This window comes from Chryseobacterium panacisoli, from assembly GCF_008274625.1.
Taxonomy (GTDB): domain Bacteria; phylum Bacteroidota; class Bacteroidia; order Flavobacteriales; family Weeksellaceae; genus Chryseobacterium; species Chryseobacterium panacisoli.
This window is the reverse complement of sequence record NZ_VTRU01000001.1, coordinates 290,080-302,816: the sequence shown is the minus strand read 5'-3', so window position 1 is coordinate 302,816 and position 12,737 is coordinate 290,080. Positions and strand designations below refer to the sequence as shown.

At 36.3% G+C, this 12,737-nt stretch carries 9 protein-coding genes; 1 reads left to right on the top strand and 8 read right to left on the bottom strand.

What is annotated here, in order from left to right:
* Positions 1 to 15 precede the first annotated feature (15 nt).
* The 6 genes from FW781_RS01430 to FW781_RS01405 all read right to left on the bottom strand — a co-directional run bounded on the left by FW781_RS01430 (position 16) and on the right by FW781_RS01405 (position 6,660).
* Complete coding sequence (locus tag FW781_RS01430; protein ID WP_149385789.1) at positions 16 to 825, bottom strand: phosphatase PAP2 family protein; 810 nt, start codon at positions 823 to 825, stop codon at positions 16 to 18.
* A gap of 33 nt (positions 826 to 858) precedes the next feature.
* Positions 859 to 3,279 (bottom strand): TonB-dependent receptor domain-containing protein, encoded by a 2,421-nt coding sequence (locus FW781_RS01425; protein WP_149385788.1) that lies wholly within the window; start codon positions 3,277 to 3,279, stop codon positions 859 to 861.
* Positions 3,280 to 3,337: 58 nt separating this feature from the next.
* A complete protein-coding gene (locus tag FW781_RS01420; RefSeq protein ID WP_149385787.1) occupies positions 3,338 to 4,084 on the bottom strand; it encodes a COG4705 family protein in 747 nt (248 codons plus the stop codon).
* 182 nt (positions 4,085 to 4,266) lie between these two features.
* A complete protein-coding gene (locus tag FW781_RS01415; protein WP_149385786.1) occupies positions 4,267 to 5,553 on the bottom strand; it encodes a sensor histidine kinase in 1,287 nt (428 codons plus the stop codon).
* Positions 5,554 to 5,582: 29 nt separating this feature from the next.
* Positions 5,583 to 5,960 (bottom strand): four helix bundle protein, encoded by a 378-nt coding sequence (locus FW781_RS01410; RefSeq protein WP_228720111.1) that lies wholly within the window; start codon positions 5,958 to 5,960, stop codon positions 5,583 to 5,585.
* A gap of 25 nt (positions 5,961 to 5,985) precedes the next feature.
* Positions 5,986 to 6,660 carry a response regulator transcription factor gene (locus tag FW781_RS01405; RefSeq protein ID WP_149385785.1) on the bottom strand — a complete coding sequence of 225 codons (675 nt, stop codon included), beginning with the start codon at positions 6,658 to 6,660 and terminating at the stop codon, positions 5,986 to 5,988.
* Positions 6,661 to 6,833: 173 nt separating this feature from the next.
* Between FW781_RS01405 and FW781_RS01400 the strand changes: the two genes are divergently transcribed.
* Positions 6,834 to 8,681, top strand: a complete 1,848-nt coding sequence (locus FW781_RS01400; protein ID WP_149385784.1) for a chloride channel protein — start codon at positions 6,834 to 6,836, stop codon at positions 8,679 to 8,681.
* Between the two features lie 115 nt (positions 8,682 to 8,796).
* On the opposite strand, the gene FW781_RS01395 is transcribed toward FW781_RS01400, so the two are convergent.
* The gene (locus FW781_RS01395) at positions 8,797 to 9,741 is read right to left on the bottom strand and encodes an aldo/keto reductase (protein WP_149385783.1); all 945 of its coding nucleotides are present in this window, start codon (positions 9,739 to 9,741) and stop codon (positions 8,797 to 8,799) included.
* Positions 9,742 to 10,718: 977 nt separating this feature from the next.
* Complete coding sequence (locus FW781_RS01390) at positions 10,719 to 12,527, bottom strand: hypothetical protein (protein WP_149385782.1); 1,809 nt, start codon at positions 12,525 to 12,527, stop codon at positions 10,719 to 10,721.
* Between the last annotated feature and the right edge of the window lie 210 nt (positions 12,528 to 12,737).

Genomic DNA, 12,737 nt, shown 5'->3' with positions numbered 1-12,737 from the left:
AATAGTGCTTGTATGCTAAAAGGTTTTTACCCATCCTATTCCTACAATTTTATTCTGATAAAACGGCATCACCATCGTAGATGACAAGGTATTTTTACTTTTAGTTTTTCCACGTAATAAGTTATCAATTTTTGGAAACAGCCAATACGCCAGTTCGGTAGAAATGATCCCAAAACCTGCTCCCGCCACAACATCTCCCAGCCAGTGTTTATCATTCAGCATTCTGTAGACTCCGGTGAAAATAGCAAATGGATATCCTGAAAGGCTCAGCCAGAAATTGCTGTCTTTATATTCTCTAAACATAAACTGCGCTGAAGAGAATGCCGCCGCCGCGTGCCCTGACGGAAAGGATAATGTATTTGATCTGTCTGGTCTTTCCTCTTTTACAAGATACTTTAAAGGCATAGTAAAGGCTGCTGCAATCAGTTGTGAAGAGGCGTAAATGATAGTGCGGTCTCTCAGGTTATGTTTCCCTTTTATCCCTGCTGCATTCAGTCCATATACAATAACTGCAGGAGCATATTGGGTATAATTATCCAGTTTTATTTGTGTAGGCTGGTGCTCGTTGATTTCAACTTTTGTAGAGATGTTAAGCTGCTTCAGATTATTCATCATCAAACCTGCTACTCCATAGGCGATGAATGCTGTAGGAATGATCAGACTTTTGTAATTCAGGTTGTTTTTTTGAATTTCCGTAGTGATCATACTGTCTTGTGCAGGTTTCTGAACTTCAATCGTGTCATTTGTATTCTGAGCATTGATTGTGCTTACCGTTGAACTCAAAACCAATATATACATCAGTGCTTTTTGAAAGTGTTTTTTCATCTTAAATCACATTTAAAATTATCCAATTCTGTATTAAAATTTATAGCTGTATCCCAAACGGACTACCTGAGTTTCGTAGTAGTCATTACTGGTATAAGCGAATCCGCTACCTTGAACAGACTTTTTGATTACCATAGTATTGAGTAAATCCGAGGCATTTAAAAACAGTTCCCCCTTCCCTTTCTGAATGGCTTTTTTCACTCCTGCATCCATTGAAAACCTTGATTTTATTCTTCCCTGCGGAATAATATCCGGAGCCAGATAAACAAATGTACACTGCATATCAAATCCTTTTGAAAAATGAAAAACGTTATTCATCTTGATATTCCCGGATAGGGCTGTCTGCTGGGCTGCAGCGAAAGTATTAGGCTGAGGATACAGGTTCTGTACAGTAAATGCATTGATCTGGTTACGGTATAAATTTCCATTGATGTTAAAGGAATATACATCTGATATCTTTTGGTTCCATATCGTTTCCAGTCCTGTATTATAGCTTTTCCCGGCATTCTGGAATATGGCATAAATAAGCGTGCTGTTTGGAACAATACTTGAAATTCTTGTAATGGTTCCGTTGGCAAAACGATGGTATAATGCAGAATATAGATATCCGGTATCCCAATTGTGCTTATATCCAAGCTCAATAGAATTTGTAAACTGAGGGCGCAGTGCAGGGTTCCCTACTTTAATGATTTCTGCATCATCATATTTTGGAAAAATACGGATGTCAACTTCATTGGGACGGTCTACCCTTCTGTTATAAAAAACGGAAAACTTATTGCGGTCATCAATTTTATAAGCAAGTCTGAAATTCGGAAATGGCTGGGTATAATTATATCCGTCACTTTTATAAGTTGGGTGGTTGGGATTTACATCATATTGAATTTTTACATATTCCAGCCTCAATCCCAGTTCTGCTTCCCATTTTTCGTTTTCGAAAACATAATTTCCGTATACCGCAGGAATAAATTCTTTATAATCAGCTTTTCCTCCTGCAGAAACATCCAAAACAGAGTTGGCACCAGGAATAAAATTCATATTGGTTGGAATGCTTCTGTTTCTCAGTTTAATTCCGGTTTCTATTCGTCCATACTTTAAAGGTTTTATATAATCGATATTGAAATCATAGACCTGTTCGTCGGATAATAATTTGAAAGCATCAGTTCCTGTAGAAGAAGGAAGATAATTATCATAGAAATACTTTTCATCCTCTCTATGGAAAGTATAATTGAATCCTACATTCAATACATGTCCTGCTTCTTTGAATTTATGCTGATAGGAAGCGGTTCCCATCGCGGTAGTTTTCAGTTCATCCTCCAGAAACTGCCACAAGCGGAGACGCTGGGACATATTCCCATTGAGAAAAGGCTGATCTCCCCTGTCGATGATCTTTTCGCTTCCATACATTCCTGAGATAGTTACTGTATTTTGCGGATCAATATTCCAGTCTATTCCGGCTTTGGTGGTAAAGAAATTCGTATTCCTGTTTCTTTTCAGCTGGGAATTGATAACTGTTCCATTATCATAAGTACGGGTTACAAATTCATTTTTATTAAGTGTTTCTGTGTATAGATTATCTGCCTGCAGAAATATATTGACCTTATTTTTTCTGTAATTAACAGATAATGAAGGATTAATTTTTGGAGTTAGCGTATACTGCGGTCTTATTGTGGGAAGGTTTTCTTTTCTTATCCAAAGTGAACCTAAGCCTGCTGTAAACCCTGCCTTTCCGTTCCATCCGTTCTGTTTATTCTTTTTCATGATAATATTGATGATTCCAGCGTTTCCATTCGCATCATATTTTGATGAAGGATTGTTGATGATTTCAATTTTATCAATAGCAGAAGCCGGAATATTATCCAACCCTGTCTGGCTTCCAAACCCTGTGAGAGCAGTTTGTTTACCATCAATAAGTACTGTTACTTTATCATTTCCTCTTAGCTGTACTTTACCATCTTGTACGGTGATTCCGGGAAGGTTCTGCATGCTTTGTAATACCGATCCGCCACTTTGGCTGATATTGTCTGCTACGGAATAGGTTTTTTTATCAAGGCGGCTGTCTATTTCATTTTTTTTAGAAGCTGTAATGGTAACCGCTTCTATTTTGGTTTCATCTTCCTGTTTCTGAGCCAGCACAATAGTGGGGATTTCCAAAAACTCTGAAAGTGTTCCTATGAAAATGGGCTGTGTGTATGTATTATAACCGTTGATGGAAGTTTCCAGAAGATAATGATCCGGTTTTATACCTGTAATAGAAAATCGTCCTTCCTCATTGGTAATGGTTCCGGCTGTAAATGTGCTGTCTTTTTCCTTTTTTAAAATAATATGGGCATAAGGTATTGCTGTCTGGTCTTTATTTATGATTCTTCCGGATGCCGTTACAGAAACTGTCTGCGCTGAAGCAAGGGAAGAAATTACCATACAGGCTGGAAACAATAATAAGGCTGTTTTATTCATTCTGCTAGTCTTTATTTTCTTTAAAAGTTTGTTATGAGGGAAATATTAATTATTCGTTTTAAAAGAGTAATTCCCGGCTGTGTTTTCTTTGTGAAATGATGATCATCAAAGCCATCAGAGCAAGAGATACCAAAGAAGCATTGAGAGTTCCAAGATCTAAACCTCCTTTGGCTAAAGGTTTTGTCAAAAGATCTCCGAATGTAGCCCCGAAAGGTCTGGTAAAAACAAAAGCAATCCAGAACAGAACAACATGATTAATTTTCGTAAAATAATGAAGTGCCACTACCACTACTATGATGAGCCCTGTAACTAAAGCTCCCATCATATATCCGAGTCCTAAATTATCACTCAGAAAATCTCCAAAAGCTGTTCCCAGACTATTGGAAAATAAGATAGCTGTCCAGTAATAGAATTCTTTATTTCTTTCAGGGATCGGATAAACTTCAAGGTTTTTATATTTTTTGTACCATAAGAATAAGGAAGTTAAAAGACCAAAAAGCAAAACCATACTCCCTGCCAGATATCCGGTTTTTAAAGTCCTGTCAATAAAATCAGAGATTTCTGTTCCCAAAGTTGTTGTTGCGATAATGACGATCCAATAGACTGCCGGAATATATTTTTTTACACGAAGCTGTACCGATAGTATGAGGATGAAAAACACCAGTGTAACCGAAATTCCTACAACATATCCCAGATTAAGAGTCATAGAAATAAAATCTCCCAAGGTTTCCCCCAAGGTAGTTGCCACAATTTTCATAAGCCAGAAAAGGAGTGTAACGGCTGCGACTTTGTTTGCTATTCTCATTTCGTTTTATTTTTAGATACCACAAATAGTACTGCTCCAGAAAACCAGAATAGTTCCTGTGATAAAAGGACAATTTTTGTAATCATTTCTCAATAAAATATATACCTCAGTATGTTTTCTATACAAAGGTGCAATACGATTTAGAAGAAATTTTGAATTGTTGGAGCCGTAAAATTTTTTAACTATAATTTAACAGTGAAGATATGATGATTGTTATCAAACCTATAACTGATCGTCCAATGGTGAAATCTGCAGATTTCCTGGATGATAGAGAGCCCCAGCCCGCTTCCGCTGTTATCTGTTGAAAGTTTTGAAAATCTTTTGAACAGGAAGTCCGGATTCAGCTTTTCAACTCCCGAATTGGAAACTTCAAAAGAAGAATTTGTCAGCTGTATAGCAATAGAACCTCCGGGAGCTGTATGACGGATTGCATTGATGATGAGATTGTTGATCAGTATTTCTGTCAGAATACTGTTTCCCCTTGCCTGCACACCGCTTGAGATGTCTTCCTGAATAGAAATATTTTTTTGTTCAATATGTTCCCCGAGATTATCAATACTTTGTTGAAGTAAATGATCAAACGAAATAATCTCTGAACTGTCAAACTGATTATTATCAATTTTAGCAAGCAGCAATAGGTTTTTATTAATGCGTGAACTTCTGGTAAGAGCCTTGTTCATATCTTCCGCGATTCTGTACTGCCCTTCAGTAAGGTTCTGATCCTGAAGTAAAAGATCAAGCTTATTTTTAATAATAGCCAACGGAGTCTGCAGCTCATGGGAAGCATTTTCTGTAAATTCCTTCTGGGTTTTATAAGTAGAAATATTACGCTCTATCAGTTTATAGAGAGATTCATTAAGCACTTCAAATTCTGTGGTGTCAGAAGCCTGAAATTGTACGGTATCCTGGCTGTTAAGATTAAATGTTTTCAACTGATCCAGTGTATTTCTGAATGGTTTCCAAATTGATGAAGAAAGCTTTCTGTTCAGATATAAAAGCCCTAAAACTATGATTACAAAGAAAAAAATGGTAATCATTGCAATCACAGCTATTGTTTCATGAGATTCTTCAATATTGGTCTGTATCGTAAAAAGATAGGGTTTGTTCTGCAGATAAACGACTTTTCTAAGGCATCTGTAACGCTCCTTTTTTTGTTCCGAAATAAAGGGTAAATGTTTTTCGTAAGTATAAACCGTATCCCGTTTGATCTGTTGAGTTGAAATTTTTTCAATATTCGTTTCAGGCTGGATGTGATTCCACAATGCAAGACTTTTGTTTAATTCTTCTTCAGACAGTTTTAACTGGTTAAACTCATAAGCCGTTTTCTCTACAATAATCTGATTATGCTCATCTAGTTCACTTTTCCAGATGGTATCCACCACAAAATAATACACAGGAATACTGATCATCAGTACAATAAGTACGTAGATAAGAAAGGGTTTCGTGGTTTTGGTTAACAGAGGCTTCAAGATAATTATGATTTATGAGTTGTTGTGCTTTACAAAAAATTATTTATTTTTTGATGTAATGAGATACTTCGGATTATCTTTAATATTTCAATAGCTTCATTGTGAATACTTTCATATTCATTGGATGACAAATATTCGGTATGATATAAAAGCTCAATCCAATAAATAGATTCATCACATTCTTTTTGAGCAATAGCGAGTTTATGGATAAAGTCTGCTTTACTTTCTGCATTCTGTGACTCTCTTATTAAAGCTCCCACCGCTGTTCCACTTCTTAATAACTGTTTACTCAGAACATATTCATTTCTGCTATTTGAGAGATATTTGTAAAGGTTAATAATCCTTATTGCAAAACTAAAACTTTTATCTTTTAACACATTTTTCTTTCGCTCATAATAACTCATCATTTATAATTTTTAATTCATAATTAACCTAGCTTTCCCACTTATACCCCGTTCCATATACCGTTTTGAGATAGTGGCTGCATCCGGCGTCATACAGTTTCTTCTTGAGGTTTTTCACGTGAGCATATACAAAATCATGATTGTCGAGCATATCTGCAAGGTCACCGGAAAGATGTTCCGCCAGTGTACTTTTTGAGATGACCTTATTTTTGTTACCAATAAAATAAATTAAGAGATCAAATTCTTTTTTGGTTAATGAAATTGCTTCATCGTTTACAGCAACTGTTTTTGCAAGCAGGTCAATCTGAAGTTCATTTTGTTTTACTACATTGGAACTACTGAACTGCTTCCTCCGAATGATAGAATATACCCTTGCCATAAGTTCGGAGAGGTGAAAAGGTTTGGTAAGATAATCATCCGCACCCAGTTTTAATCCTTCAATTTTATCATCCAGAGCATTCTTGGCAGAAATGATAATAACTCCATCCTGCTTCTGCTGCTTTTTTAGTTCTTCAAGTATTTTCAGACCATTTCCGTCCGGAAGCATAATGTCCAGTAAAATGCAGTCATAATCAAATGTCTCTATTTTACTCATAGCTTCACTGAATGTGCCGGTAGCTTCACAGAGATAGTTTTCTCCGGAAAGATATTCGGAAATGCTTTGAGCAAGAGCTGCTTCGTCTTCAATGATGAGAATTTTCATGCGGTAAATCTATTCCTAAATTTAGAAGAAATTTTGAATTTTAAATTAAAATAGAAATTACAAAAATAGAAACGATAAAACAAGTGTAAACGTTCAAAAGGAGTTTTTTTATTATATATTTCATAAATTTACGGTGCTGTATCAATCTGATGATAGTTTAAAATATTTCCAAGGTGAAAATTCACAACAAAAAAAAATACCTGAGCTTCCTTAAATTTAAAAGAGATTTCCAGAAATACGGATTAGAAAAAGCACGCAGTTATGAGCTTATTCTGCATTGGCTGAACAACAGGCTGAGCCGAAATCAGTTTCTGGTTCTTTCCGGGATTCTGGTAGGCTGTACAGCAGGTCTTGCAGGAGTTATTCTGAAAACGCTGGTACACAACATCCACAATTTCATTACCACTAAAGTCCACTTTGAATATCAGATCTTATTCTATATTGTTTTTCCTTTTTTAGGAATTGTTTTGACCACGTTGATTGTTCTGACATTATTCAAAGGGCAGGACCGTAAAGGTATCGGGGCTATTCTCTATGAAATTGCACAGAATTCCAGTATTGTAGCTTCTGTTAAAATGTATTCCCAGGTGATACAAAGTGCGGTTACTGTAGGATTGGGAGGTTCGGCAGGGCTGGAAAGTCCTATTGCCGTTACCGGAGCTGCTATTGGTTCAAACTATGCGCAGACCTATAGGCTAAGTTACAAAGAACGTACTTTATTACTGGCCGCAGGGGCTACAGCAGGGATTGCATCTGCATTCAATGCTCCTATTGCCGGAATTATGTTTGCGTTTGAAATTCTGTTGACGGGAGTGGTTTTTACAGATTTTATTCCTTTGGTAGTGGCGGCAGTCTGTGGAAGCCTTTTGTCGAGGATTTTGCTTCAGGAAGATGTTCTTTTCAGGTTTTATACAAGGGATCCGTTCAACTATAAAAATGTTCCTTATTACCTTATTTTAGGAATTGTAACTGGTTTGTATGCCCGTTATTTTGTGATTATTTCTCAAAAAGTAGAACATTTTATAAAAGGGCTTCAGCTTTCCAGAATGCGTAAAGCAATGTTTGGTGGAGCTGTACTTTCATTGCTGTGTGTGCTTTTTCCTCCCTTATTCGGAGAGGGATACGAAACCGTGAAAGCTTTTACCAACGGAAATACCCACTCTATTATTGAAAACAGCTTTTTCAGATATTTTGAGATCGGAGACTGGACGATTATTGTATTTTTAATTCTGGTATTGCTTTTAAAAGCATTTGCCACTTCTTTTACGATATTCAGCGGTGGAAACGGAGGTAATTTTGCTCCGTCCCTTTTTGCCGGAGGAACTTTAGGGTACTTATTTGCTTTGGTTTGCCAGCACATAGGTTTTACAGATGTTCCGGTAACGAATCTTGTTCTGGTAGGAATGGCCGGAGCAATGAGCGGTGTATTATATGCTCCTCTTACTGCGATATTTCTGATTGCTGAATCCAGTTTCGGATATGACCTGTTTATTCCTCTGATGATCGCTTCTGTGATATCTTACCTTATTGCCAAATGGTTTTCTCCTATTTCTCCGGAACTGAAATCTTTAGCAGATGAAGGAAAGATTTTGACCAATAAGCATGATAAAAACTTGCTTTTTGCTTTGAGAACGGAAGATTTTATTGATCAGTATTCTCAGACCATTAATGAAAATGCCTCTGTTACCGAACTATTTGAAATGGTAAAGAATGGGGATAAAAATATTTTTGCCGTTGTGGATGAAAATAGAAAGCTAAAGGGAATTCTTACCCTGGATGATATAAGACCTTATCTTTTTAATAAAGAAATGGATGCTTCCCAACTTGTTATTCAGATTATGAAAGCTCCACCGGCTATACTTCACCGTGACAATAAACCTCTGGAGATTCTTCAGATTTTTGATGATACAGGGGTATGGAATCTTCCTGTCGTGAGCGGGAATAATGATTTTATAGGCTTTATTTCAAAATCTTCAATTCTGATGAGCTACAGACAGCTTTTGAAGGAATATTCTGATTAATAGCTCAATATTACAACTGAAGAACTGAATTCCCTTCTTTTGAAGGGGTTTCGAATAAAAAAAATCCGTTCAGAAATGAACGGATTAACTTTTAGTCTATAATGAAAGTTGAAAATTAGTTACTTGCGTTATTTAGCAGATCAATATCTTCCTGATCCAGAATGAGTTTTGGTGCATTGAATACCGTTTCAAGCTGTGATGCACTCGTAGCACTTACAATAGGTGCTGTGATCAAAGGGTTGGATAACAGCCATGCCAGAGAAACCGTTCCCTGAGTGGTATTGTGTTTTGCACTTACCTGATCCAGTGCTTTTAACACTTCAAGTCCTTTAGGATTTAAATATTTTCTTACCCCTTCACCTCTCGCACTTTTTGCAAGATCAGCTTCATCACGGTATTTACCCGTTAAGAAACCAGCCGCCAGAGACCAATACGGGAATACACTTAAATCAAATTGCTCTGCCAGAGGGGCATAATTTTCCTCAAAACCTTCTCTTTCCATCAGGTTGTAATGAGGCTGTAATGCAACATATTTAGGAAGATTATTCTTTTCTGCAGCTTCAAATGATGCTTTTAATCGATCCGGTGATAAATTGGAAGCTGCAATATAACGAACTTTTCCAGCCTTAATGATCTCATCATACGCAGAAAGTGTTTCTTCTACCGGAGTGATCTTGTCATCAAAATGAGTATAATAGAGATCAATATGATCAGTCTGAAGCCTTTTCAGCGACTCATCTACTGATTGTAAGATATGCTTTCTGCTGATATCATAGCCGTGTTCTTTCGTTTCTGAACCTACTTTGGTTGCCAAAACGATATCATTACGGTTAGAACGACTTTTCATCCACTTTCCGATAATTTCTTCAGACTGCCCGCCTTTCCCATTTACCCACCATGAATACGTATCTGCAGTATCTACAAAATTGAATCCTGCTTCTGTAAAGCGGTCCAGTATATCAAAAGACTGTTTTTCATCCAGTGTCCATCCAAAAACATTACCTCCGAAATTGATTGGCGCAATCGCTAAATCGGTATTTTTGATCTTTCTTTTTTCCATAAAAATAATTTTACTAAGTGACCTCTAAGGTAAGGAATAATAAATCTGATGAATATTAAAAATAGCCATTCCTGTAATAGTTATTATAAATGGAAATGCTGATGTTTACACAGTTTTTTTGATTAATACTATTTTGGAAAAACGCAAAGGCGCAGGAATTATTTATCTGTAACATCGTTTTAAGGCGCATTTTATCCCCGATAAAATTGTGTGTTGCAAAAATTAGACATACGCTTGCTGAAAATCTTTGATTTTCTAGCGCCTTATATTCTACAGTAATATTATAAATCTTAGCGTCTTTGCGTTTTTCCAACCCTTAATCATTTCATACAATGTGATTGTTGGAAGATCGCAAAGGCACAAGAATTCTTTATCTGTAATATAGTTTTTAAGGCGCATTTTATCCCCGATAAAATTGTGTGTTGCAAAAATTAGACATACGCTTGCTGAAAATCTTTGATTTTCTAGCGCCTTATATTCTACAGTAATATTATAAATCTTAGCGCCTTTGCGTTTTTCCAACCCTTAATCATTTCATACAATGTGATTGTTGGAAGATCGCAAAGGCGCAAGAATTCTTTATCTGTAATATCGTTTTAAGGCGCAAGGATTTTATCTCCGATAAAATTGTGTGTTGCAAAAAATTAGACATACGCTTGCTGAAAATCTTCGATTTTCTAGCGCCTTATATTCTACAATAATATTATAAATCTTTGCACCTTTGCGTTTTTCCAACCCTTAATCATTTCATACAATGTGATTTTTGGAAGATCACAAAGGCGCAAGAATTCTTTATCTGTAATATCGTTTTTAAGGCGCATTTTATCCCCGATAAATTGTGTATTGTAAAAATAAGATATATGCTTTGCTGGAAATATTTGATTGCCTGCACTTATATTTTCCCAACAGAACAGCAAAAAACAAAAACAGCCTCCGCGTGAAAGCTGTTTTTATTATCTATCAATTAAAAAATACGGTTATTTTTCAACCTGCGGAATATCAATAGCAGTAAGCTGAAGTTTATATTCCTGTAATTGCAGATTGATGGTTGATAATCCGTTGCTGAAGAATGATGATCCTATAAAAAGATCATGATAATATTCTATTCCTTCAAGTATATTTTTCTTGAAAGCATTCCATTTTTTTGTTTGGGCATGGGTCATCTGTACTGATGATTCTGTTATTTCCTTTCTCAGATAGTCAACATACATTTTCAGTTCATTGATAAACATATTCGGACGTTGGGTATGGGAAAGAATATTGGTGTTTCCATAAATATGTTTTACCATCTCCGAAAGCGAAACTTCTTTATCAAAAAAGGCAATATTAGGTCCGGGACATATTACAACACCCTGTTTTTCTCCCTTGATTTCAAGATTCTGTTCCATATATGCTGCATTCACAAGTCCTACACACAGACAGGCTTTATCGGTAATCTGAGACTTTCTTTTATCGAACTCCTTTTCTGTTAAGGTTTCCCGGTCAGCATACAACTCTTTCAGTTTGATATCCTGATATTTTTTTGAAGCGGTACAGGTTCCCTCGGGAGAGAATTCTTTGCTTAATGCCAGAAGTTTTTTCGGACATGAACTTCCGTATTTCCCTTTAGCTTCCTTTTCATGCTTCAATAGTTCATTAGACGTTCCTTTTACCGTATTAAAAGGTACTCCCAGAGGCGAAATATGACTCAGATACAAATCCTGTTCTTTTGATTTTACAAGCAGATTTCGGGTTTCCTTATCTACAGAAGTGGCTTCCGGGACCAGTAAAAACGGAGAGCCCCATCCTACACTGTCTACATTGTAATTAGCTAGCAGAAACTCATGTTCTTCGGAAGTTCCTACTCCACCCTGAACGGTAATTTTCATTTTCAAAGGCTCAGAAACCAAAGGCTTTCCTTTTTGCTCCAAAGCAGCTGTCATTAACGTATGCGCTGACTGTATCAGATCATTTTTTTTCTGCTTAAATTCTTCCATGATAGGCCCAAGAAGCATTCCTTCGGTTGCAAAAGCATGGCCACCGCAATTCAGCCCGGATTCTATTCTGTATTCTGAAACCCACAGTCCTTTTTTAGCCAGAAAGTTTCCCTGGATCATTGCAGAACGGAAGTCGCTTACTTTAAGAATGATTTTCTTTTTGATCTTTCCGTTTTCATCCGGGAAAAAGTCTTCAAACTCTTCCATATAGCTGTACAGACGAGGATTCATTCCTGCAGAAAGAACCATTGATGATGACAGTTTGCTTTTGGCAAATCCCCGCAGTGAAGCATGGGCATCGTTATACATTACCGGAAGCTGCTCGTTGTTCTGATAATTGTCCTTATCCACTTTCGTCATGATATTGACGTCAATACTTCCTGGTCTTAAGTTGGCTTCTATGAAGTTTTTGATATTGGAGCTCCAGTTATCTTTTTGATTAATAAGATTCTGAAGACTTGTTTTAAGATCCGAAGTATTCGGAAGTATGGCCATGAAGTCTTTTAACGCCTCTTTGTTTTTGCTGATTTCCTGCTTGAAAGATTCAAATTTTTCATTCACGATATCATCCACCATATCCAGATAGGCAGTAACTCTTCTTGCCCTGTAATCGTCTGTTTTTGTTGAGATTCCAAAATAGTCAAGATTAAACTTTTTGTTATAAAAGTTTTTCATCTTTTCAAGGATTTCATCATCAATGATAGAGATCACAGAAGAAATTCCATATTGTGCAACACGGATCGGGCTGTCTATAGTGTAAGCCAGTCCCATTACCGGAATATGGAAATTGTGCAAAGGTTTTTTTGTCATAAATTTTCGATAAAAGTTCTTTTCTTATTCATCTAAAAAATCCTTTAAAAACTATTCACTTCCTAAATATATTATTTTAAAATGAATTATGCATCAAATAGCATTTATCGAAATGGGAAATATGACAAATGTCATTTTTTTCATTTGTGTCAAATAAAAAAGATCAGCCGGCTGACTGATCTTTTCGTATTGTACTAAAGTATTTAAAAA